This is a genomic window from Streptosporangium album (assembly GCF_014203795.1).
Classification (GTDB): domain Bacteria; phylum Actinomycetota; class Actinomycetes; order Streptosporangiales; family Streptosporangiaceae; genus Streptosporangium; species Streptosporangium album.
The window spans coordinates 189,810-213,291 of the sequence record NZ_JACHJU010000003.1 but is presented as its reverse complement, the minus strand read 5'-3'; the positions used below and the strand labels follow the sequence as shown (position 1 = coordinate 213,291).

The window sequence follows — 23,482 nt, the reverse complement described above, 5'->3', positions numbered from 1 at the left end:
GGGGGCGACGAGGGGCCGCCTCCTGTGAGCGGAGGCGGCCCCTCGGTAGATCAGCTGCCGCAGTGTTCGAAGGGGCTGTCGTAGGTGGACGAACCCGCCTTGCCTCCCCACTTGACGCACGTGCCGGCTCCGGAGGCGCGCACCGGACCGGCGTAGTAGCCGAAGTTGCCGGAGTCGGTGATGCGGGTATTGCCCTGCACCTCCAGGTAGGCGCTGGTGGCGGTGGCCGTGCCGAGGGAGGTCTTCTTGATGGTGGTCACGCAGTTGTAGCCGTTGGAGTTGTTGTAGAGCAGGTAGGCGGTGCCGGAAGTGCCCAGGGCCGCGCTGTCGATCACGTCGTAGCCGGCACCGCAGACCTCCTGCGGGGTGTAGGGGTTGGTGGAGCCGCCGCAGTTCTTGGAGGTCACCGTCTGGACCGGGTAGCCGAACGTGGTCCCGTTGAAGACGGCCTTCTGGATGTTGGACGGGTAGCTGCTGCCCAGGCGGACCTCGTAGTGCAGATGCGGGGAGATGTTGTTGCCCGGCTTGCTGGTGTTGCCGACCGTGCCGATCTTCTGGCCCTGGGAGACCGTGGCGCCCGCGCTCACCGTGCGTGAGTTCAGGTGCGCGTAGTAGGTGGACCATCCTCCGCCGTGGTCGATCTTGACCAGGTTGCCGTAGCCGTTGGTCGATCCCTGGTGGGCCGAGATGGCCACGGTGCCCGCCGCCGCGGCGACGACGGGGTCTCCCAGGTCGGCGTCCGCCGTGCTGCCCCGGTTGAAGTCGATCTCCCACGACTGGTGCGCGCTGCTCCCGCTGGAGTTGCCCGTCCAGGACTGTCCGCAGGGGAAGGGCATCTGGAAGTTCGTCGCCAGGATCGTCGGCGGCTCCGCGGCCGGATCGTCCGCAGGGTTGTTGGCCGGGTCCGGCGTCGGGTCGGTCATCGGGTTTCCGGCCGCGACGCCCGTCAGGCCCGCCGCGGCGCCGGCGTTCGGTGCCATGGCGGCGCCGCCCGCGAGGGCGAGCAGCAGGGCGAACCCCGCTGTGAGTACCCCGTTGAGTCTCATGCGGATCCTTTCCCGCAGGTCCGGTGGGCGAAGCCCTGACCGGCACCGTGCACTGTCTGTTGGATCTCTCCGAAAGGCTCTTGCTGGGGTCCAGGGTCTGGATTAGGCGTACAGAAATCATCCAAAATCGATATAAAGGCCTATCCGGCTCGTAGGACAACAACCCAACGAATGGTTGCAGCGCCTCCATAAGAGGAGTAAGTGCGGTCATGGTGGTTGATCAGCCCACATTCAGCGTGCTCGGCACCTTGGACGTCCGGACCTCGGGACGACCTCTCCGCATCGCCGGCACGAAGCCCCGAATCCTGCTGGCATCGCTGTTGCTCCACGCGAACCGGGTGGTCGGCGCGGACCTCCTCGTCGAGGTGCTGTGGCCCCGGCACCGGCCCCGGTCCGCCCACGCGAACCTGCGCACCTACGTGAGTTCGCTCCGTGGTGTGCTGGAGACGGCCGGCGCCCGGATCCAGGCCCGTCCGCCCGGCTACGTGATCGAGCTGTCCCCCGACCAGCTCGACATGCTCCTCTTCGAAGACCTGATCGCCACGGCGCGGGCGGCGGGCCGTACGGAGGAGGCGTTCGACCGGCTCAGCCGGGCGTTCACCCTGTGGCGCGGCACCCCGCTGGCAGAGCTGCCGGGAAGCCCGCTCTGGGACAGGCGGCTGCAGTCGCTGGCGGAGGTACGGCTCGGCGCCGCCGAGGAGCTGATCGCCCTGAGGATGGCCCGAGGTCAGTATGTCGAAGCGATCGGCGAGCTGCGCGGGCTCTTGAAGGAGCATCCCTTCCACGAGGACCTCTGGCAGCAGCTGATGCTCGCCCTGCACTGGAGCGGCCGGCAGGCCGAGGCGCTGCACACCTACACCACGGTCAGGCGGCAGCTCGTCACCGAGCTCGGGATCGAACCCGGCGCGGATCTGCGCCGGGTGCACGCGGCCGTTCTGGCGGGGGAGCCCCCGCCCGCCGCGACGGCCGCGTCCCCCGTCCCGCCCGGCGGCACGGCCGCCTCCACGCCTCACCAGCTCCCCCCGGACGTGCCGGACTTCACCGGCAGGGCCGAGGCCGTCGCCGCTCTCACGCGGGCGCTGTCACCCGGCGAGCGCCGGTCGGACGGGCCGCCCTCGATCGTGGTGGTGGCGGGGGCGCCGGGCGTGGGCAAGTCGGTGCTGGCCGCGCACTGCGCGCATGCCGTAAGGGCCGGTTATCCGGGTGGACAGCTCTACCTGGATCTCGGCGGGACCGAGCACACGCCGGCCGACCCGGGCGAGCTGCTGGCCGAGGCATTGCGGGCGCTGGGAATCGGTGAGGCAGACCTGCCGTGCACGGTGCACGAGCGCTCCGCGCTGTACCGGTCCCTGCTGGCCGAACGCCCGATGCTCGTCTTCCTCGACGACGCCGCCGACGCCGCCCAGGTGCGGCCGCTGCTGCCCGGCAGCGGCTGCGCGGTGCTCGTGACGAGCCGTCGGCGGATCACCGAACTGCCCGGGGCGCTCCAACTCGAACTGGATGTCCTGACGCCCGCGGAGGCCGAGGAGTTCCTGGGCAGGATCGTGGGCTCCGAGCGGCTGGAAGCCGAGAGAGAGGCCGCCTCTGCGATCCTGAGCGCCTGTGGCTACCTGCCGCTGGCCGTCAGGATCGCCGGAGCGCGGCTGGCGGGGCGGCCCAGCTGGTCGCTCGGAGTGCTGCGGGAGCGGCTGAAGGACGAGTCGAATCGCCTGAGCGAACTGCGCGCCGGAGACCTGGAAGTGCGGGTCAGCCTCGACCGGAGCTACCGGCTGCTGCCCGACGACGCGGCACGGGCCTTCCGGGCACTCGGCCTCCTGGGCCCGCAGTCCCTGCCCGGCTGGGTGGTCGACGCGGCGCTGGACCGGCAGCGGGCCGACGACGTTACGGATGTCCTGGTCGACGTGAACCTGCTCCAGCTGGTCGGGACCGACCCGATCGGCCAGCCACGCTACCGGCTGCACGACCTGGTCCGCTGCAACGCCAGGGAGAAGGCCGGCGGCGCCCCGGAGCGGCATGCCCTCATCCGGGTGCTCGGCGCGTGGATGGCCACCGCCGAGAGCGCCACGGCGCGGCTGCCGACCACGCTCTTCAGCCTGACGTCGGTCAAAGCCACCCGCTGGAACCTGACCGAGGACACCCTCGGGCGCCTGACCGCCGACCCGCTGTCGTGGTTCGACGCCGAACACGACGCGCTGGTGGGAGCGGTGCGGCTGGCCGCCGACGCCGGGCTCGCCGAATCGGCGTGGGGGCTCGCCGCGGCGCTGGTCCCCTACTTCGACCTGCGCTGTCACTTCGACGAGTGGCGTTCCACCCACCGGGTCGCCCTGGGCGCCGCGCGCCTGGCGGAGGACCGTCACGGTGAGGCGGCCATGCTCCGGGGACTGGCCCAGGTGGGTCTTTACCAGGACCGCTACGCCGAGGCGAGGGAGATGTTCCGGCGATCCCTCACGATCTTCCATGAGCTGGGAGACGTACGGGGGGAGGCGACCTCGATCTGCGGGCTGGGGGCGGTCAACCAGTTCTGCGGTGAGCATCTCAGGGCGCTCTCGTACTTCCGGCAGGCGCTGGCCATGTTCCTCGCCATGGGTGACCAGAGCGGTGAGGCCTACGCGCGGCAGGCCATCGGGCGGGTCTGCCTGGCCTCGGGCAACGTGCAGCAGGCCTCGAAGTGGCTGGGCGAGGCGCTGCGACTGGCCAGGGAACTCGGTGACTCCCACCGGGAAGGCTGCGTGTCCATGCAGTTCGGGCGACTGCACGACCTGGTGGCGGACCCCGATCAGGCGATGCGTTTCCAGGGACACGCGCTGGACATCTTCGAAAGCCTCGGCGACCTCCACTGCGGGGCCTACGCCATGCAGGGGCTGGGCGGGCTCCAGGTGGTCCGGGGTGACCAGTCGCACGCCTCCGACCAGCTGGAGCGGTCTCTGCTGATCTTTCAGCGGCTCGGCGACCGGAGCGGCGAGGCGGCCACCGTCCAGACACTCGGCGAGCTGCACCGGTCGGCGGGCCGCACCCACCTGGCGCAGAACTACCTCCACCACGCCCTCACTCTCCGCCGCGAGCTGCGGGGAGGCGCCGTCCTGGCCGGGAGCGCCGATCCTCAGGCCCTTTCCGGCGACGGGTGGCGGGGTCTGGAGGCGATGGGATCACCGCTCGGGCTCATCCTCGACGGGAACACCGTGGAGTGACCGCTCTCCGGCGCTGACGCCGATGGGCTCGAACATGTCGACCTGTCCCATATCCGATCAACAAAAGACACTAATCGTACGGAATGTGTCTCCGATTTAATCGGACCCTTTCAAATCCGCTCGCTTTCGGTCAAAGTGAACGAGAGGTCATCAGCCCGTCACGTAGCTCGAACCTGCCCGTCACGCCGATCGGGACGCGTCACCCGACGGCCGCAGTGGTCGGGGTGGACGCTGGGATCACGGCGTTGGTGACGTTGCTCAGTGGTCGATGACGTGCAGGGCCTGCGAGCTCGCGCTGAGCCGCTCCGCCCCCGCAGGGGTGCACACCACGACGTCGGCCACCCGCGCGCCGAACAGTTCCGGCAGGTAGATCGCCGGTTCGACGCACACCGTCATGCCGGGAGCGAGCACGGTCGTGTCGCCGGGGACGAGCCACGGGCCCTCGTCGTGGCCCAGCCCGACGCCCCGTCCCGGCCGCTCCGCGGCGTAGTGGCCGTAACCGCTCCCCTCGATCACCTCCCGCGCCGCCCGCCCGGCCTCGGCCGCCGCCACACCGGGCCGCAGCAGGTCGAGGGCGGCGCGCTGCGCGGCCAGGACGACCGAGTACATCGCCTCGAAGTCCTCGGGCGGCTCGGCCACCGCGAAGACACGGGCGACCTCGGCGCAGTAGCCGTCCCACCTCCCGCACACCGCGACCAGGAGCGCGTCGCCCGGATTGATCACACGGTCGCCCGGCGGGTGCCGGACGACGGCACTGTGCTCGCCGGCCGCCACGAGCACCGACAGCACCTCCTCGCACCCCGTCTCGGCCATCATGGCCCGCAGCCGGCGGGCCATCGCGCGCTCGGTGGCGCCGAACCACGCCAGCTCACGGGCCAGGAGCAGGACCGCGTCCGCCGCCGAGGCCGCCCGTCCCGCCGCCGCGACCTCCGCGGGCCCCTTGCTCAGCCGGAGCGGGGCGAGCACGGCCGAGGCGAGCACCAGTTCGGCCTCCACCCGCAGCGAGAACAGCTCCACGGCCCGCATCTCGGGGTCCACCCCGACGCGGCGGGCGGCCGCGGGGATGAGCGCCGCCGCCTCCAGCGGACCGCTCGCCGCGGTGGGCGGCCGGTCGGGGGTCACCACGAGATATCCGTCTCCCCGGCCGCCCAGGTAGCGGAAGTCGGGGGAGGGGCGCAGCACCAGGGCCTCGATCCCCTCCTCGGCCATCCTGCGCCGAACCTCGTCGATCATGCAGGCTCGTGCAGCCAGCACGCGACGGGACCGAAGGCGGGCTCGCGCTCCCGGCAGACGTCCATCGCCACCGGGCAGCGCGGATGGAACCGGCAGCCGGCCGGCGGGTCGGCCGGATCGGGCACGTCCCCGGGTAGTTCCGCGGGCAGCACCCCGGCACCGTCGGGGGCCGGGATCGCGCCCAGCAGCGCCCGGGTGTACGGATGGCGGGGATCGGCCCACACCTCGTCGGTACGGCCCACCTCCACGATCTTCCCGAGATACATCACCGCGATCCGGTCGGCGATCAGCCGCACCACCGACAGGTCGTGGCTGATGAACAGCAGCCCGGCACCCGAGGAGACCGCGAGGTCCCGCATCAGCCTGGCCACCTGAGCCTGGGCGGACGCGTCGAGCGCGGAGATGGGCTCGTCGCCGATCAGCAGGGTCGGCCGGGCGGCGAGCGCCCTGGCGATCGCGATCCGCTGCCGCTGGCCGCCGGAGAACTCGTGCGGGTGACGGCCGGCGAAGTCGCGGGGCAGCCCGACCCGCTCCAGCAGGTCGGCGGGGGTGGTCGTGGTGTCGCCCGCCGTACGCAACCCGTCGGCGATCTGCGAGCCCACCCGGCGCCGGGGGTTGAGCGAGGCATAGGGATCCTGGAAGACCATCTGGATCCCGGCCAGCGACCGGGCCCTGCGGCGCAGGCCCAGCGGGGTCACCGGGTGCCCGTCGAAGGTGATCGTCCCGGCCGCGGCCGGGTTGAGCCCGCACACCGCGCGGGCCAGCGTCGACTTTCCGCACCCGGACTCGCCGACGAGGCCGACGACCTCGCCCGCCGCGACGGTCAGGCTGGCTCCGGCCACGGCGCGCACCAGGGGGCGGCCGGGGGTGCGGTGCTCGACGACGAGGTCGTCCACGGTCAGCAGTGTCATGCGGTCTCCCCGGGCAACGACTCCAGCAGGGTGCGGGTGTAGGGATGGCGCGGCTCGCGCAGCACCTGGCCACGCGGCCCCGTCTCCACGACGAGGCCCTCCCGCATCACGCTCACCTCGTCGGCGACCGCCGACATCACGCCGAGGTCGTGGGTGACGAGCAGCACGGCCAGACCCAGGTCGTCGCAGAGGCCGCGCAGCAGCCGCAGCACCCCGGCCTGGACGGTCACGTCCAGTGCGGTCGTGGGCTCGTCGGCGATGAGCACCTTCGGCGAGCAGGCCAGCGCGATCGCGATCGCGATGCGCTGGCGCATCCCCCCGGAGAACTGGTGCGGGTAGCGGTCGATCGCCGCCTCCGGGCCGGGGATGCGGACCTGGCCCAGCAGTTCGAGGGCTCTGGCCCGCGCCTGCTTCCGGTCCAGGCCGAGGTGGTGGCGCATGTGCTCGGTGAGCTGGCGGCCGACCGAGAGCATCGGGTGCAGGCTGGTCGCCGGGTCCTGGAAGACCATGGCGACCTCGCCGCCGCGCACCGCGTTGAGCTCCTTGGGCGGCAGGGTGAGCAGGTCGCGCTCTCCCAGGCCGATCCGGCCGCTGACGCGGGCGCCGTGCGGGAGCAGCCCGAGTACGGCCAGGCCGGTCATCGTCTTGCCCGAGCCGCTCTCGCCGGCCAGGCCGTGCACGCGGCCGGCCTGGAGGTCGAGGTCGACGCCGCGCAGGATCTCCTTGCCGCCGATGGCGACCTTCAGGTCGGAGATGGTGAGGGTCACAGCGCACGCTCCTTGATGGCACGGGCCGTGCGTGGGTCGAGGGCGTCGCGCAGCGTGTCGCCGAGGAAGTTGAAGGCCAGGACGACGGTCAGGATGGCCAGGCCGGGGAAGGTCGCCACCCACCAGCTGTCGAAGACCTCCACCCCCGAGGCGACCATCGCGCCCCACTCGGGGGACGGTGGTTTCGCGCCGAGCCCGAGGAAGGACAGGCCCGACAGCAGCAGCAGCGCGGTGCCGATGTCGAGGGTCGCGAGCACCAGGATCGGCCCGGTGACGTTCGGCAGCACGTCCACCCGGAGCGAGCGCCAGGCGGAGAAGCCGAGCAGCCGCCCGCTCACCACGAACTCGCGCTCGCGCACGCCCAGCACCAGACCGCGGGTGACGCGGGCGTAGGCGGGCCAGGCGACGACGAGTACGGCGAGCACGGCGTTGGTGAGGCTCGCGCCGAGCGCGGCGGCGACGACCATGGCCAGGATGACGGTGGGGAAGGCGAAGACGAGGTCGGCGAACCGCATGATCGTCTCATCAACCCATTTACCGAAATATCCGGCGCAGGCGCCGAGCAGGCCGCCGATCAGCACCGAGAGCACCACCAGCAGCAGCGTCAGCGGGATCGACAGCCGCGCGCCGTACATCACCCTGCTCAGGATGTCGCGGCCGAGCTGGTCGGTGCCGAACCAGTGACCCGGTCCGGGCGAGGCCAGCCGGGGCAGGTCCTGGGCGAGCGGGTCGTGCGGCGCCAGTAGCGGGGCGGCCAGCGCGATCACGATCCAGGCGAGCGCGACCACCCCGCCGACGATCGCCAGCGGCTGCCGCCAGGCGTGGGGGAGTTTCACTGGAGTCTCACTCTGGGGTCGATGACGCCGTACAGCACGTCGACGATCAGGTTGATGACGAGGTAGACGCCGCCGACCACCAGACCGACGCCCATCACGGCGGGCAGGTCGAGGGTGGTCGCGCTCTTGTAGGCGTACTGCCCGACGCCCGGCCAGGCGAAGATCGCCTCGACGAGCACCGTGCCGGACAGCAGGCTGCCGAAGGCCAGGCCCGCGACCGTGATGATCGGCACCAGGGCCGACCGCAGCACGTAGCGGAACAGGATCACCCGGGAGGGCAGGCCCTTCGCCCGCGCGGCGCGCACGTAGTCCTGGCCCAGCACCTCCAGCACCGCCGACCGGGTGAACCGGGTGAGCAGGCCGATCGTGTAGAGGGCCAGTACCAGCGCGGGGGTGATCAGGTGGCCGACCGCCGAGGAGAACACGTCCCACTGCCCCGCCAGCGCGGAGTCGACCGTGTACAGCCCGGTGACCTGCGGGGGCGGGCTCATGCCCGGGTCGATGCGACCGCTGCCCGGAGTGACCTGCAACCGGTAGAAGAAGACGTAGAACGCCATCAGCGCCAGCCAGAACGTCGGCACCGAGATACCGATCAGGCTGAGGATCCGGAGCAGGTGGTCCGACAGCCGGTCACGGCGGAGCGCCGCCACCACGCCGAACGCCACGCCCGCCACAAGGGAGATCAGGATCGCGGCGCCGGCCAGTTCGAGTGTGGCGGGCACGGATTCGGCCAGGTCGTCGAGGACCGGGCGGTGGCTCTGCTGGCTCGTGCCGAGGTCGCCCTGGATCACCCCCTGGAGGTGCAGAAGATACTGCTGGGGCAGCGGCTTGTCCAGGCCGTGCTCGGACCGCCACTGCGCGACGATCGCCGGGTCGCCGAGCGCCCGCTGGCCGAGGTTGGCCGAGACGGGGTCGCCGGGGACCAGGTTGGTCAGGACGAAGGTCACCAGGGTGATGCCCACGGCCAGCAGGAGTGCCGTGAGCACCCTGCGGGTCAGGAAGCGGACCAGCGGACTCCGGCCGCCGGAGCGGCCCGGCCGGTTCCTGACCGCTCCGGGGTCGGCGCCCGGAACCGGCGGGGTGTCGCCCGGAACCTGCGGGTTCTTACTCGGCACGGGTGGTCCCTACTTGGCGCCGAGGCCGGCGACGTCGATGGTCCACACCGGGTGATACTCCAGACCGGTGACGGACGCGGCCGTCACGATGTTCTGGCTGGGCTGGATGAGCGGGACGAACGGGCCCGAGGCGTTCAATCCCGTCTGGAGATCGATGTAGGCCTGCTTGCGCGCGTCGTCGCCGATCGTGGCGGCAGTCTTGTCGCCGGCCGCCTCCAGCGCCTTGTCGGCCCCGGCCTTCCACCCGGCCCGCAGGCCCACGAGCTTGCCCGGCAGGAACGACAGGTAGTCGCTGGGGTCGGGGTAGTCGGGGCCCCAGTACCACAGGCCCAGCTCCTCCTTGCCGTTGCGGTAGTTGTCCAGGGCCGTGGTGACCGGCGCGGGAGCGAGCTCCACCGTGATTCCGACCTCCTTGAGGTTGGCCTGGACCCGCTCGGCGAGCGGCTGGAAGGACAGGCCGTTGACGGTCAGCTCGCTGGGGTACTCCAGCTTGACCGTCGGGTCGGTCACGCCGCTCTCCTTGAGCGCCGCCTTCGCGCCCTCGACGTCACGCTTGACCGCCTGCTCCGGCGGGAGCGCGCCCAGGAGCATCGAGGGGATGATCCCGGGCGCCTGCACCGAGCCCTCGCCGGCCAGCTCCAGCAGTCCCGCGTAGTCGACGCCCTTACGTACGGCCTCGGCGAACTTCGGGTTGGAGGTGACCTTGCTGACCGAGGAGTCCTGGTTGGCCAGCAGGAAGATCACGTTGGCCGACGGCGTCTTCTTGACCTGCAGGTTGCCCGTGATCCCGGCGACCTGGTCGCCGGAGAGGTTCAGCGCGACCTGGCTGTCGCCACGCGAGATGTTGAGCTTCTGCGTGGCGGCCTCGACGTTGCGGATCACGACCTTGTCGTAGACCGGCTTGGCCGCGCCCCAGTACTTGGCGTTGGCCTTGAGCACGACCTGGCTGCTGACGTTGAACGACTCGATCGTGTACGGACCCGAGCCCGCCGAGGCGGAGTTGAGGTACTGCTCGGCCTTGTCGCCGGTGTCGGCGGTGGCGCCGTGCTCCTTGGCCACCTTGGAGTTGAGGATGCCCAGCGCGGGGTTGGGCAGGATGTACGGCAGCGCCGGGTTGGCGTTCTTCGACGTCAGCGTGATCGTGTCCGAGCCGGACTTGGCCACCTCCACCCCGTCGAGCAGGAACGACGGCGTGCCCTTCATGTCGCGCACGCGCTCCAGCGAGAAGACGACGTCGTCGGCGGTGACCGGCGAGCCGTCGGCGAACGTGGCGCCCTTGCGGAGCTTGAGCGTCAGCACCTTGCCGTCACCGGACAGCTCGAACGACTCGGCGAGGTCCGGCACCGGCTTGGTGACGTCGGAACCCTCGAACGTCAGCAGGGTCTCGTAGGCCGCCTTGCCGATGATCAGGCCGGTCGGCTCGTAGGTGCGCCCGGGGTCGGCCGTCTTGAGATCGAAGGAGGTGTCGATCACAAGGGTCTTGGCGGCGGTGCCACCGCCCTGGGACGAGGTGGACGAACCGCCGCTGGAGCAGGCGGCAAGGGCGAGGGCGCCGGTGAGCAGCACCGGCAGCAGAGCTGCCTTCGCTCCGGGGCGCCGTGAACGGATCGCCATTCTGTGTCCTCCGAAAATGGTCCATGTGGACGTTTGGTCGCCGATGGTCGAGGATTGTCCGGCAGAAAGTCCAGCTCATGGGGCTAAGCTGAGACAAATCTGACTTAAGGGGTTCGGCGGTGACCGAAACATCAAGAAACTCGGCTCATGAGGGCGGTCAACCTGGACGGATCGGCATCGGCCTGGAGCTCGACGCGACGCACCTGAAGATCCTTGAGGTGCTGCGCGAGAACGGCAGGATCTCTGTCGCGGCTCTGGCCGAGCGGGTCGGCATCTCCCGGGCGAACGCCTACACGCGGTTCGAGGCGCTGCGTGCCGACGGCGCGATCAAGCGGTTCACCGCGGAGATCGACCACGTCCGCGCAGGCCTCGGCATCACCGCGTTGATCTTCGTGACCGTCCGGCAGCAGATGTGGCGCCAGTTCCGCGCCCAGCTCGCGGCGATGCCCGAGGTGGAGTACTGCGCGATCACAACGGGCCAGCACGACGCGATGATCCAGGTCCGGGTGACCGACGTCGCCGCCGTGCACACGATGGTGACCGACCGGCTGGCGAACATTCCCGCGGTCAAGGCCACGGAGACCGTCTTCATCCTGGACGAGGTGCTCAGGCGGCCCTACGTGCTGCCGAGCGACCGGGGTCCCGGCCGGTCCGCCCGCCGCCCGGCTCACGACCCCGCCGATTCCCCGGGGTCCGGAGGGCCTGCGGGGGGCTCCGGCGGAGCCAGGAGTTCCGGGGGAGAGGTGCCGCTGGGCATGATGCGTTTCGTGGGTGCGGCCGAGGGCCGCGCCCAGCTTCAGCGGGACGCCTGAACCGTCCGGTAGGGCGGCCTTCCCACTAAAGATCGTCTGCCGGGAGGCGCACGGCCACGCGTGCTCCGGGACGTGCGCCCCCCGGCAGGCGATCAGAGCGGAGGACGCCGGTCAGGCCACCTCGGTGCACACGCTCACGTGCACCGTGTCGTCCCCGGCGAACTGGAACTCCTCGACCAGCTTCAGCCGGCCGTCGGGGAGGGTCTCGATACTGCTGCCGCTCTGCCCGCCGGCGCGCTCTCCGCTCTTGAGCAGGTGCACATAGGTGATCTCCAGCCGGTCGCCGTCCCTGGTGCCGACGAAGCGTCCGTGGACCACCGTGTCGCCGGTGTAGTCGCCCCAGATGATCCCGCCGGACTCCCGGTAGGCGAACTCGGTCGGCCCGTCCGGATCCACCGAGCTCGCCGTCGAGCTGACCATGACGAACCTGCGGTCGTTGAGAAGGTCGTTGTCGTTCACGACTCGCATCGTGCCGCTCCGCCGGGCATCCGCAACCGAGGCTGGACGTTCTGTTCACCATGACATTCGGGAACGATGATCTGTCCAGTCGGGTGCCGGTCCGGAGGGAGCGGACGAGATCCGCACGCCCTTCGGCGGCGCCGGTGAGCCTCGCCGAAGCGGCTCGACACCATTACCTCTGAGCCTCGTAACTCCGGCCTGAACTCAGGGGCTCCCCATCGTCCGCGCAGATTGACCGTGCACGGGATATGTGTGATCAAGCTGTGAATTTCATTCACTGTCTTGTAGTTGGGTGTTGCCGTTATTGTCTAATCTGTGTATCTTTCCGGTACACAAGGGTCGATGTCATGGTGTGAGGCATTCATATCACTCAGTCACATGAGATCGGCTCCGATGAGAAGATTCCGCTCCTCTCAACCGACCTCCGGCGTGTTCCGCTGGAGATGGAGGTGGCCTCGATCGTGAAACGGAGCCGTCACAGAGAGAGCGGACCCGAACGTCATGCGCCGTTAGGGTCGCTCTCGAAGTTCGATGCCTTTCAGCGGTTGGATCACGTGCTTGCCAGCGCCGCGGCCGGTGTAAGCGCCGACGACTTCCTCGCCGCCGTCAGGCACTACCCCCCGCAAGGGCGGCAGGCGATCTTTTACCAGGTGGGGTTGCCCAACCAGAAGACGATAACCCCGTCGGTCGCCGCGAATCTGGTCCGCGTGCTACAGGGATCGGACAATAAACGATCATGGCTCATCGGCAGCTTGAGCACTCTGGTCAGCTGGGCGTTCGACAACGTCGACGAGCTGTCCGCCGAGGACTGCGGCCTCCTGCTGAGTGAGGAAACCGCAGAGAAGGTGCTGCGAGAGGCCGGCGGTCTCGGGGTGGCACTGCGCAACATGGCGCTGTTGCCCGGCAGTTTGACCAACCTCGTTCTCGCGGATCTTCTGCTGCGCGATCTTCCTCTCGCTCCCGTGGCCCTGGGCATGCTCGCCGGGGCAACTCACAGGTTGGATGCCGAGGCGGGAGACATCGTGGAAGAGCTCTGGCAGCAGGTCCGGGGTAACTCACCGGGCCTGCCGGAGGCGCCTGCTGGAGTCGACTCCCTGGGCGCGGTCGCCCTGACGGTCTCGCAAGCGATCCACGACGACACCACGGCCCTCGAAGAGGAGGCGGCGACAATGTCCGAGGGTCGTCGGCCTGACCCGCCCGATCAGAACCTCCGGCACTCCTTGGAGCAGCTCAAGGAGTCTTTCGGAGCGGCGGCCGGTGCGGCTGGACGGGTTCATGGAGCGCTCTCCAATGGGCTGCGCCCCTCCGATCCGGATGTCGACGTAATCGCCCGGGCATTGGAGGAGTTCGACAAGGTCCGGGATCAGATCCGGTACATCGGCGTGGTCGAGGTGACGACGGGTGCGGTGGACGAACTGGAGCGCGCCCTTGATCAAGTCGAGGCCGTACAGGCTCGTGCCGACCGGGTAGGGACACTGGCATATGTCCGAGGGCCGTCACTTCTCGAAGAACTGCTCGCCGAAGTCCGTGAGGCGGCTGCGGAAGGCGCCATGGCGGGGCTCGACGCCCTTGCCGGCTTGATTGAACTTTCCGCTGACGAGGATGCGATCCTCCTGGCAGACGATCTTGAGGAATCCGCGAGAAAGGAGCTGCCCTCGCGGTGGCAGCCGGTGATCCGGGCCGCTGTGAGCGGACGTCTCAGCCTGGAGCCGCCGGTCACCGACGACGTCTCCGCCGAGGCCCTCACCGAGGAGGAAGCACCGGAAGAAGACAGCGGGGAGGAGAGGCCGGGAGAGGACGACGAAGGGGGAACGACACCTCCGTCTTCCGCTCCCGATACCGGGCCGCCGACGGGAGAGGCCGTCACCGATCCGAACAGTGCAGAGGAGACGCCGGACCTGACGGATCTGGACCGAATACTGGAGAACAGGTTCGGATCTCAACCCGAGGTGCGTCCGGCCCAACCGCGTGACGTACGGCCGAAGGCATCCGTTGTGCCGAAGGTCTCGACGACGGAGGAACAGACTCCTCTCCATGCCGACCTGGCCGCCGTCCCCGGAGAGCCGTCCCTCGGGATGTTCGGACAGGAGGAGGCGGCGGCGCTTCGCGCGCAACGTTTCGGACTCGCGGCGTGGATCCGGGCCGCGGCGGGACGTCCGGACTCCGAGGTGGCCGTACGGCGGTGTGCCGCGCTGGCCGTCGACATGAGTGCGTTCGCCGGAAGGCTCTCCGCGGCGTTCAGCGAAACGGCCCGGCAGATCGTGGTCGACGACCTCGGCGACGACCCCGCGGGCCGCTTTCTGGCCTGGGCGGCGTCGATCCGCGCGGGACTGGTCCATCCCACTCCCGAGTCCGCCCACCTGGTGGAGGAGCTGGCCTCCACGGTCCTGGGATATCCGGCCATGACGGCGTGCGGAGAGGCTTTCAGCCAGGCACTGCGCTCCGGCGTCTATCTGGTGCCGGGGCTCTCTAACCAGATGCGTGACTCCGTTGCGGCCGAGCGTGACCAGGATCGCGCGACCGTCGCCTGTGTGCGTCTTCTCGAAGAGGGGCCGCACCGAAAGATCAAATTTGCCCTGGCCACCGAAGTGTGGAAATCGCTCATCCAACCGGAAGGGATCGTTGGTGGGCTGGTCAGTGTCGCGGCCCGCAACGACATCAAGCTGCTGAAAGAGACCGTCAAGAAGCTCGACGACCTTCGCGCTGCGAACGTGATCGACCGGCTGATCGACCGTGAAGCAAAGCGTGCGTCAGGGTCTCGCAACACGAAGATCATCGCAGGAGCGCGATCCAAGCTGATCGAAATGATCGATGAGGCCCTGGAACACGTCGCCACCTGGGCGACCGCTGTGCAGGGAGTTCAGATCCGGCATACGGACGGGTCGAACGAATGGCTGTCCCAGGGGCTGGCGAAACTTCGGCAGTCGATCGGTCTTCATCGGGCGGACCTCCACGCGGAGCTCGACATTCTTGCCAAAGCCGGGGAGCCGGTGCTGGCCGCAGCCGCGCCGGGAGTGGCTTATCTGATCACGGACACGCTCCACCTGCTTGACGGTATGGCGCTGAGCGAGACGGAACCGTCAGTGGCCGCCGTGCTCAACCAAGATCTCCTCTTCGTTTCCGAGGTGGTGCTCGATCCGGAGAGTCTGCGGCCTCGCGAGACTCCGGCGCTGGAGACGCTGGCCCGGATCGCGACAGCGGACACGCTCGACTGGCGTAGTGCTTTCGACGCCAGGGCCGCGCGGAACGACCACGAGGGAACGCGCGCCGTGGTGACGGTGGTCGCACGCCAGGACCCGGACCTCGCGGCGGAACTGCGGCAGCGGAGGGAGACGCTGGTCACGGAAGCACGGACGCTCCGTGACCAGCGAGTGGAGGCAGTCAGGGACCGGCTCGCCGACTGGCGCAGGGATGGAGTCATCGCCGAGACGGAGGCGACGAGGATCGCGGGCCGGCTTCAGGCACTGGCCGAGTCCGGCAGGGAGGACTTCGGCATCATCACGGAGAACATCGCGGCAATGGAATCCGAGGCCAAGGCCATTCGTGCCGCCCAGATCTCCGCCGAAGAGGCGCGGCTGGATGAGAAGAGCAACGATCACCCTGATGTGCGAGCAGTCGCCCCCCGGATCAGGGAGCACATCGCCAGAGGCGACCTGACGACCGCACGTGAATATCTGGCTCAGGCCGAGGCCGGCAAACCGCTCCCCGCGGACCGGGAGTCCTTTGATCACTTCGGTCGCTTCTTCCCGAGCTTTCCCCAGGCGTTCGAGAACATGTCCATCCTCTCCTCGGGCGGGCGGGCGCGGAAACAGGAGAGCGACGAATGGGTCAAAAGCCTTATGGAGGCCATCCAGGTCGGTCGTGACGTCACTGACCCGGACCTCCACCGCGCCGTCTCCGAGGCCCAGCTCGACATCCAGGCGCTGCCTCCCGGTCGGCGTGAGGAGTCCAAAGAAGGGCTGCGACTGTGGAAGTTCATGGCTCAGGGGCGCAAGTCCCCGGGCAACCTGGAAAGCGCGATCAAAGCCGTACTACGGATGATCGGGCTGGAAGGCAGCCAGGAGCCCGGTGACGAGGCACAGAACCGGCTGTGGGTGACCCTGAACGACGTCCGCTTCGGCGACGCGTTGCTCCCGGAGTTCGGGTCGAAGATGAGCCCGTCGGGAGGCAGCCTGCGGCTGCTGTTCGTCTGGCGCAGACCTGGGCCCCAGCAGTTGATCGAGTGGCTCAAGGACGAGCCTCAGGAGCGGACCGTCCTGGTGTTCTACTTCGGAGTGCTGTCTCCGAGCCAGCGTGAGCAGCTGACCACGGCCGCGCGCAGGCGTCCCCGGCCGGTCGTCGCCGTGGTGGACGACGCCGCAGTCAGCTATCTCGCCGCTCTGCCCGAGGCGAGCTGGACTGCCACGGTCAACATCCTCGCGCCGTTCAGCGCAGCGAACCCCTACGCCCCCACCGGGGACGTGCCGATGGAGATGTTCTACGGCCGCGACGCCCAGTTGGAGAGCGTGACCAGCAGTTCAGGTTCGTCGATCGTGTACGGCGGGCGCCAGCTCGGCAAGTCGGCGTTGCTGCGCGAGGCCGAACGGAGCCTCCGCAGAAGCGACCCCGACCGCGTTGTGATCCTGGAGACCATCCAGGAGATAGGAAAGATCATTCCGGAGAGCGCGCTGTGGCCGCGCCTGGCGGGCAGGCTCGCCGAAGCCGGGGTGCTTCCCCAGTCGGGGGCTGTGCTGAAGGACCGCGCGGACGTCTGCCGGGGGGTCAGACACTGGGCGGAGCAGGACCCGACCCGGCAGGTGTTGATCCTGCTCGATGAGGCGGACGCCTTCCTCAACCAGGACGCAGCCAACGCCAAGTTCACGAACGTGGAGGCTCTCCGCGACCTCATGCAGGACACGGACCGGCGAGTCAAAGTGGTTTTCGCCGGCCTTCACCAGACCGCCAGGTTCCAGAGTCTCTCCAACCAGCCCCTGCCGCACCTGGGGACACCGATTCCGATCGGCCCATTGGACCCGCAGGACGCCTTCGACCTGCTTACGCGTCCGCTCATGGCCTTGGGTTTCCGCTTTCCGGCCACTTTGGCGGCACGTGTCATCGCCGAGGCGAACAACGCCCCCGCGCACATCCAACTCTTCGCCGAAGCCCTGCTGCGGAGGCTGCGCCGGATGCCGATCCACGGCGGCGGCCTGCCGTACGAGATCACGCGCGAGGACGTGGACACGGTCTGGCGGGACAAGGCACTCGCGGTCGGGTTCCGAGACCGGTTCGAGTGGACCCTGGACCTGGACAAGCGCTACAAGGTGATCGCTTACACGGTCGCGTTCCACGCGCTGTCGAACGGCATGGACGCGACCATCAGCGTGCAGAAGCTGCGGGAGGAGTGCCTCACCTGGTGGCCCGCCGGTTTCGAGAAGTGCTCCGGCGACGGCTTCCGCGGTCTGCTGGAGGAATGCGTCAATCTCGGCGTGCTCTCCTCCGACGTCGGCGGATATCGTCTTCGCACGCCGCACGTTCTCACCCTCCTGGGAGGAGCGGACGAGGTCTACACCGTTCTCACCAAGGCCGAGGAATTCGAGCGGCCCGATTCCTTCGACGCACACTCCTACCGGGCTCTTTACCTGAACGGCCCCGATCGTTCCCCGCTCACCGGAAGCCAGGTGACTCGCTTGCTGAGCCCCCGTGACAGCGTTCACCTGATCACGGGCTCACGGGCGCTCCACATTGATCGCCTTGGGGCGGCGCTGGAGGACGAGGCAGGACGACAGCACGTCGCCCAGGTATGGCGGGTGGGGAAGGGATGCACCTTTGAAGGTGCCGTCCAGCGGACCAGAGACAGTGCCGGGCACGGTGTCGTAGTCGTGGAGCTTACGGGGCGCTCATTCGAGCAAGCGGTTGGGGTTCTCAAGACCGCGGCAAGCACCGTTTCCTCCGGAGGCCCCGGAACGCTTGCGGTGGCACTGGTGGCACCGCCCGAGCTGATCCCTCTCTGGCTGGCCGCGAGCACGGACGCGGGTGAACTCTCGCGTCTCGCCTGGGTCATGGAGCTCCGGCGCTACGAAGAGCCGGACGTACGCCAGTGGATGAATGACGCCGATCTCGGCTATCGCGATCCGGCCAGTCAGGAAGCACTGCTGAAGCACACCGGCGGATGGCCGTTCCTGATCAGCAAGGTCGTCGCGGGCCGTCCCGCCGACCGCGACCAGGCGCTTGAGCGCTGCCGCGACTGGGTCCGGGCCAATGCCGAGGAGTTCGTCAGATCGACGGGCGTGCTCAAGGACGCCACGCTCCGGCAGGCCTGGAAGCAGGTGATCGATGTGGGCCCGGCGAGACCGGATGAGCTCGCCGAATACCTGGAGGAGATGGCCGGCGGCGAGGCCACCGATCCGCTGCACCGAGACCGTCTCCGCGCCAACGGATACCCATCCTGGGTCGCCCTGATCGAAGTCCTCCGGTTGCTCGGCGCGCTGGAGCCGAGGGCTGACGGCACCTTCGCCTGTGAGCCGGTCCTGGCCGCGGCGAGCGAGTGGCTGGAGGCTCGCGGATGACAGCCGACCCGCTGTCTCCGCTGCTGCGCGCGGCAGCGGAGATCATCCTCACCCGCCCCGCGATGGCCGGCTACAGGGACGGTGCCGAAAGATTCGCCGCTGATCACAGGACCGGGCTGCTCGTCATGCTGGCCGAATCGGCTGAACTGCGGCGGCTCAGCCGGGAGCGGCTGCGAATTCCTCGCTCGCAGCAGGCCGAGCGGGATTTCGCCGACCTCTTCCTGCACTCCGATCCGGCAGTGCGGGCCGCCGTGGCCAGGATCGCGGAATCGGCCGCGCGAAGGTCCTCCGACGCGGTGGCGGATCGCAGGCTTCGCCGTCTGCACGACAAGAACAGGCAGTTACAGGAGAAACTGCGGACGGCCACCGGACGGCACGACAACGCCCTGGCCGATGCGGAGAAGCACCGTGAGACGGCACGTGAGGCGGTGGAGCGGGCCGACCGGCTCGACACCGAGCTCTCGGCGATGCGGCGACGGCTCCGCGACCTCAAGTCCATGACGTCGGCACTTCTTGCGCTGCTGCAAGAGGAACCGCCGGAGCCCGAGGGCGATGCGGGGAGCCGCGATCCGCACCGGCAGCCGAAGGTGCCGGTAGACCCCCGGCCCTCCCCGCTGGAAACAGCGGCGCAGGCCGCCGGGATCAGTGCGGAGGCGCTCGTCACCGCGCTCCAGGCGCTGATCGAGCCGCCCAGGCCACCGCTCACAGCCACGGTCGCCGTCTCCCAGGAGCGTGACCTGAAGGTCATACCGCTGGGCGGCGGCACGAAGATCGGCGGTTCGTGTCTGCTGATCGAGGCGGGAGGCACCCGCATTCTCGTTGACGCGGGGCTCATCCCGGGAGACCCGTCCGAACCGCCTCCGGAGATCGAGCGCGCGCTGGACGGCCCCCTGCACGCCGTTGTGGTGACGCATGCCCACAACGATCACTGTGGGTATGTTCCGGCGTTGGCCGACCGATTGCCGGACCTTCGAATCATCGCCACGCCGGAGACCACACAGCTCATGCCGGCCATGTGGTTCGACTCGGTAAAGATCATGGGTCAGCGGCAGCGGCTGGCGAGCGCCTGGGGGACGGACGCGGAGCCGCTCTACCCCCGCGAGGCGATCACCAGGGCGACGCAGCGCTGCGAGGAGCTGGCCTTCGGCGTTCCCCGCCGGGTCGGCGACCTGACGGTGGAGCTGTTCCCGGCCGGTCACATCCTGGGGGCCGCCGGAGTCGTGGTGCGGGCCGGAGACTCCCGTGTCGTCGTCACCGGAGACATCTCCGGGTTCCGGCAGGAAAGCGTCGACGGCTACACCATTCCGGACTCGGCTCGATATGCCGACCTGCTCGTCATGGAGTCCACCTGCTGCGCGGAGGACCACCGCACTCGCGACGGCATGGTGGGGGAGCTCGTCAGAGCAGTGGAGGGGGTGTACGCCGAGGGTGGCCGGGTGCTCATTCCAGCGTTCGCCCTCGGTCGTGCGCAGGAACTGGCCCTCATCATGAGAGGTCATCTTCCGCATGTGCCGGTCCTCGTCGACGGCATGGCCGCGGACATCAGCAGGTCGTTCGAGACCGTGACCGCCAACGGTCCCCGGCGACTGTCGATCTTCGGCGACAACGTGAGCCGCGCAAGGCCCGGAGACCTGGACGCGTTCGCCCGCGGAGTGGTGATCAGCACCTCCGGAATGCTTTCTGGCGGCCCCGCCGTACGGTGGGCGGCCAGGATCCTCCCGGACCCGAAAAGCGCCCTGTTCCTCTCCGGCTACCAGGACGAGGAGTCGCCGGGCAGGCGGCTGCTGGCCTCCGCCAAGGACAGCAGCGCGCCTCATCTGAGTGTCAACGACATGGGCGAGGAGAAGAAGATCCCGATCAAGGCGCGGGTGGATCTGATGAGGCTGTCCGCGCACGCCGACAAGCGGGGACTGCTGGAGATCGCCGACGAGGTGTCGGCACGCGAAGTGATGCTGGTTCACGGCGTGGCCCGGCGCCAGAACGAGTTCCGCGAAGTCCTCCGGCTGCGGCGGCACACCACGATGGCCACGGGGGTCTGGAGAGCGATCTGACACCGGACACCTCGTGCTGTGGCCGCCACCGCCCGCTTTGCCGTATGCGTGGGTGAGATAGCCGCAAATAGGATCCATCTGGATGTATAGGCAAGCTGGTTGCCTTGATGCTGGCAACCGCATTGACTATGCTGAATGAAACGGAACGAGCTGCTTGGCCGGATGGCGCGCCTGGCCAAGCAATACGGCTTCGAGTTCTCGAAGACGCCCGATGTGCATGGCGGTGGCCATGACAAGTGGTATGTCCGGGGAGACGCGGTCATCGTGCCGCGCCACGCTGAAGTCAACGAGTTGACGGCCAGGGGCATTCTCAAGGAGTGGGGCGCACTGCTCGCCGAAGCGCAACAGGACATGAGCCAGGATGACGAGGAGGAGGGCGAGTGAACGAGTTCCGGGTCACGGCCCAGCGGTCCGGCGGCTGGTGGGCGTTGGAGATCGAGGGGCCGGGGTTGCGTCGTCCGGCGCATACGCAGGCGCGGCGGCTTGATCAGGCCGAGGAGACGGTGCGCGATCTGCTGGCCGTCCGCTTCGACGCCGACGTCGACGATCGGCCTGCGACTGCCTGGCAGATCACGGTGGTTCCCGTCCTGGGAGAGGAACTCGCCGCGGAGGTCGCGCGGACCAGGGAGATCCGCCGGGAGGCGGACCGCTTGCGTGACGACGCGGTCAGTCATTCACGCGAGGCCGCACGCCGGCTTCATGAGCAGGGGCTTCCCCATCGGGACATCGGTGCATTGCTCGGGGTCTCCCATCAGGCGGTCAGTAAGCTCCTCGCCGGTTAGATCCGATCCGGTCTGCACGTCGTATGTCCGGCTGTCATGCACATGCTCATCGCAGGCCGCTTTGATGCGGGCGTCGCAGAACGGATGGCGGGGGTCGCGCCCGCAGCCGGGGCAGGCGGTGCCGTCGGCGATGTCGGCGGCCAGCTTCCGGAGCGTGTCGTCGAAACGGCGCAGGTGCTCGTAGTGCCCGAACGCCGGGTCGGCGGTGAACTTGGCGCAGTAGTCGGCGATGGCCGCCGGGGTGTGGTGGACCAGGGCCTCGGAGATCCTTTTCAGTAGCCGGGAGCGCAGCCAGGACGGGGTGTCGCGGTAGTGGCCGGGTAGCAGGCCGAGGACGGTGGCGGCCATCCGGGTGAGTTCTTCGGGCTTCGCCGCAGGCGTCGTGGCGGCGTCTCGCGCGTTACGGTCCGCACGCTCGCCTGCGGCGAGAAGGGGAAGGGCTTTTCTGGTCTTCTCGGGGTGCTGGTCTTCTTGTTTGTCTGTTCTTCTTATGGGGGTGGGTTTCCCAACGTTGGTTTTCCCGTCGTAGGTGGTGACCTGCGGGTTTACGGTGTTCGTGCTGGTCGCGGCCAGCGGCGGGTTTTCCGTCGTAGGTGAGGGCGGGAGGGGTGCCTGGGTGGGGGCGGTCGCTTCGGGGGCGGGCGGGGGTGCCCAGGGCTCGCACAGGATGTAGTCGACGCCGCCGAGCCTGCCGTCGCTACCTCGTTCGCGTTCGCGCACGAGGTAGCCGTGGGACTCCAGCTCCCTGATGGCGGTGCGGGTCGCGTCGCGGCCGTCGGGGGCGGCGCAGACGATGCGCTTCTCCGAGATCCGGAACCCGGGCGCGTGGGAGTTCAGCCAGGCCAGGAGCCCGCGAGCCTTCCACGACAGCCGTTCGTCGCGAGACCACCGGTGGGCGATCTTGCTGAACCGGCTGGTAGGGGATGTCGCGCGCCGGACGCTCCGTCCGCGCTCCGAAACCGGGGGACGGGGTCGACGGCGGGTACTGAGCACCTGGTCAGAGGGGGTGTTTGAAATGGGCGCGGGCGCACCGATAGCCTTGGGCATGGATCCTTCTCCTGTGGTAGCAGGCTGATTGATCAAGGCCTTGGGTCGGTGTTGACTGCACCGGCTCAGGGCCGTCTTCATCTGTGCAGGTGACCGGGTTTCCGGTCGCACCCTTATGGGCTCCTGCGGTCTGGTCACAACTGCTTTCGCGCTGTGAGGCACTTTCTACACCCGGAACGGTGGCTCGGGTGCCCTGAATGCGTAATGTCCGGTTCGTTGTCATAGCCGAGCGGGTCGACCGGCTCAGGCATCACGGCTTCTCGGGGGTGGGCGAGTGATCCGCCGGGAGACAGGGGAAGGTCAGGCGGGTCCCCGAGCGGGTGGGCAGCGCGAAGGCGACGGCCTTGCCAGGGGTGCCGGCTGTGCCCGAGGTGAGGATCGTGGCGGGGTGGACACGGCAGTGCCCGTTGGAGAGCCGGTGGGTCAGGAGCAGGCCGCGGCCGTTCTCGGCGAGTAGGGGCAGGCTGATCTCCTTCACCGAGCGGAGTAGGTTGAGGATGATGCCGATCTCGTAGAGGTCGGGGTCTCCGTCCGCGACCTCGCACCAGGCGGGGACGCCGTCCAGGCGGAAGATCCGCAGTTCGTACGGCGGGCGGGCGTGTTTCTCCGCGTTGGCGGCCAGTTCCGCCACGATCACCTCCGCGTCGGCGATGTCGTCGTCGCCCACCCCGGCCCGCTGGAGCGTCTCCCGGACGACGGCGCGGGCGCGGCGTGAGGCCGAACCCGGGTGGCGCGCCGGCGCCCATGGCGGGGTCGCCAAGCTCCTCTTCACTTTTCCCAACCGGGGCGTGGACTTCCTGGCGGGTGATGTCGATCTGGGCGTTCCGCTTCGCCACGGCCGCTCTTGGAGAAGCTTTGAGCCCGGCATGAGCGTGCGGGTGATCCAGGCGCGGTATGAGACGGGGAGACCGTGTGCCGCACGCGGGCACACGGCTGCGTCATGTCTGACCGCGAGCATCGAAGATCGCGATGAGGACACGATGTGCGAGGCGGACTCGATGTGCGAGGCGGACTCGATGTGCGAGGCGGGCTCGACAGCCCCAGTGCCAACCGGACGCGTCGACACTGCCCTGCGG

16 protein-coding genes are annotated in these 23,482 nt (G+C 69.0%); 6 read left to right on the top strand and 10 right to left on the bottom strand.

What is annotated here, in order from left to right; all coding sequences use genetic code 11:
- Positions 1-50 precede the first annotated feature (50 nt).
- A complete protein-coding gene (locus tag FHR32_RS30865; protein WP_221466472.1) occupies positions 51-1,046 on the bottom strand; it encodes a M23 family metallopeptidase in 996 nt (331 codons plus the stop codon).
- Between the two features lie 209 nt (positions 1,047-1,255).
- On the opposite strand from FHR32_RS30865, the gene FHR32_RS30860 reads away from it, so the two are divergent.
- Positions 1,256-4,234, top strand: a complete 2,979-nt coding sequence (locus FHR32_RS30860; protein WP_184758062.1) for an AfsR/SARP family transcriptional regulator — start codon at positions 1,256-1,258, stop codon at positions 4,232-4,234.
- A gap of 258 nt (positions 4,235-4,492) precedes the next feature.
- Here the strand turns inward: FHR32_RS30860 and FHR32_RS30855 are convergent, their stop codons facing one another.
- From FHR32_RS30855 to FHR32_RS30830, 6 genes are read right to left on the bottom strand one after another with little or no spacing between them, the layout of a single operon-like run.
- Positions 4,493-5,467, bottom strand: coding sequence for a M24 family metallopeptidase (locus tag FHR32_RS30855; RefSeq protein WP_184758061.1), 975 nt, complete (start codon positions 5,465-5,467; stop codon positions 4,493-4,495).
- On the bottom strand, positions 5,464-6,378 hold the full coding sequence (locus FHR32_RS30850; protein WP_184758060.1) for an ABC transporter ATP-binding protein: 915 nt from the start codon (positions 6,376-6,378) through the stop codon (positions 5,464-5,466). Before FHR32_RS30850 ends, FHR32_RS30855 begins: the two co-directional genes overlap by 4 nt.
- A complete protein-coding gene (locus FHR32_RS30845) occupies positions 6,375-7,145 on the bottom strand; it encodes an ABC transporter ATP-binding protein (protein WP_184758059.1) in 771 nt (256 codons plus the stop codon). Before FHR32_RS30845 ends, FHR32_RS30850 begins: the two co-directional genes overlap by 4 nt.
- Positions 7,142-7,981, bottom strand: coding sequence for an ABC transporter permease (locus tag FHR32_RS30840; RefSeq protein WP_184758058.1), 840 nt, complete (start codon positions 7,979-7,981; stop codon positions 7,142-7,144). The genes FHR32_RS30845 and FHR32_RS30840 overlap by 4 nt, the downstream gene beginning before the upstream one ends.
- The gene (locus tag FHR32_RS30835; RefSeq protein ID WP_312882777.1) at positions 7,978-9,096 is read right to left on the bottom strand and encodes an ABC transporter permease; all 1,119 of its coding nucleotides are present in this window, start codon (positions 9,094-9,096) and stop codon (positions 7,978-7,980) included. The genes FHR32_RS30840 and FHR32_RS30835 overlap by 4 nt, the downstream gene beginning before the upstream one ends.
- A gap of 9 nt (positions 9,097-9,105) precedes the next feature.
- Complete coding sequence (locus FHR32_RS30830) at positions 9,106-10,710, bottom strand: ABC transporter substrate-binding protein (RefSeq protein ID WP_184758057.1); 1,605 nt, start codon at positions 10,708-10,710, stop codon at positions 9,106-9,108.
- A gap of 119 nt (positions 10,711-10,829) precedes the next feature.
- On the opposite strand from FHR32_RS30830, the gene FHR32_RS30825 reads away from it, so the two are divergent.
- Positions 10,830-11,522 carry an Lrp/AsnC family transcriptional regulator gene (locus FHR32_RS30825; protein ID WP_184758056.1) on the top strand — a complete coding sequence of 231 codons (693 nt, stop codon included), beginning with the start codon at positions 10,830-10,832 and terminating at the stop codon, positions 11,520-11,522.
- 111 nt (positions 11,523-11,633) lie between these two features.
- Here FHR32_RS30825 and FHR32_RS30820 read toward each other — a convergent pair whose 3' ends face one another.
- On the bottom strand, positions 11,634-11,981 hold the full coding sequence (locus FHR32_RS30820) for an avidin-fold protein (RefSeq protein ID WP_184758055.1): 348 nt from the start codon (positions 11,979-11,981) through the stop codon (positions 11,634-11,636).
- Positions 11,982-12,526: 545 nt separating this feature from the next.
- On the opposite strand from FHR32_RS30820, the gene FHR32_RS30815 reads away from it, so the two are divergent.
- The 4 genes from FHR32_RS30815 to FHR32_RS30800 all read left to right on the top strand — a co-directional run bounded on the left by FHR32_RS30815 (position 12,527) and on the right by FHR32_RS30800 (position 21,359).
- Positions 12,527-18,526, top strand: a complete 6,000-nt coding sequence (locus tag FHR32_RS30815) for a hypothetical protein (protein ID WP_184758054.1) — start codon at positions 12,527-12,529, stop codon at positions 18,524-18,526.
- Positions 18,523-20,577 (top strand): MBL fold metallo-hydrolase, encoded by a 2,055-nt coding sequence (locus tag FHR32_RS30810; protein ID WP_184758053.1) that lies wholly within the window; start codon positions 18,523-18,525, stop codon positions 20,575-20,577. Before FHR32_RS30815 ends, FHR32_RS30810 begins: the two co-directional genes overlap by 4 nt.
- Before the next feature lie 135 nt (positions 20,578-20,712).
- Entirely contained in the window at positions 20,713-20,961 is a 249-nt protein-coding gene (locus tag FHR32_RS30805) for a hypothetical protein (protein ID WP_184758052.1), read from the top strand.
- Entirely contained in the window at positions 20,958-21,359 is a 402-nt protein-coding gene (locus tag FHR32_RS30800; protein WP_184758051.1) for a transcriptional regulator, read from the top strand. Before FHR32_RS30805 ends, FHR32_RS30800 begins: the two co-directional genes overlap by 4 nt.
- Here FHR32_RS30800 and FHR32_RS30795 read toward each other — a convergent pair.
- Together FHR32_RS30795 and FHR32_RS30790 are read right to left on the bottom strand one after the other, a co-directional pair.
- Positions 21,252-22,406 carry a helix-turn-helix domain-containing protein gene (locus FHR32_RS30795; RefSeq protein ID WP_184758050.1) on the bottom strand — a complete coding sequence of 385 codons (1,155 nt, stop codon included), beginning with the start codon at positions 22,404-22,406 and terminating at the stop codon, positions 21,252-21,254. The genes FHR32_RS30800 and FHR32_RS30795 overlap by 108 nt on opposite strands.
- A 250-nt stretch (positions 22,407-22,656) precedes the next feature.
- A complete protein-coding gene (locus FHR32_RS30790; protein WP_184758049.1) occupies positions 22,657-23,166 on the bottom strand; it encodes an ATP-binding protein in 510 nt (169 codons plus the stop codon).
- Between the last annotated feature and the right edge of the window lie 316 nt (positions 23,167-23,482).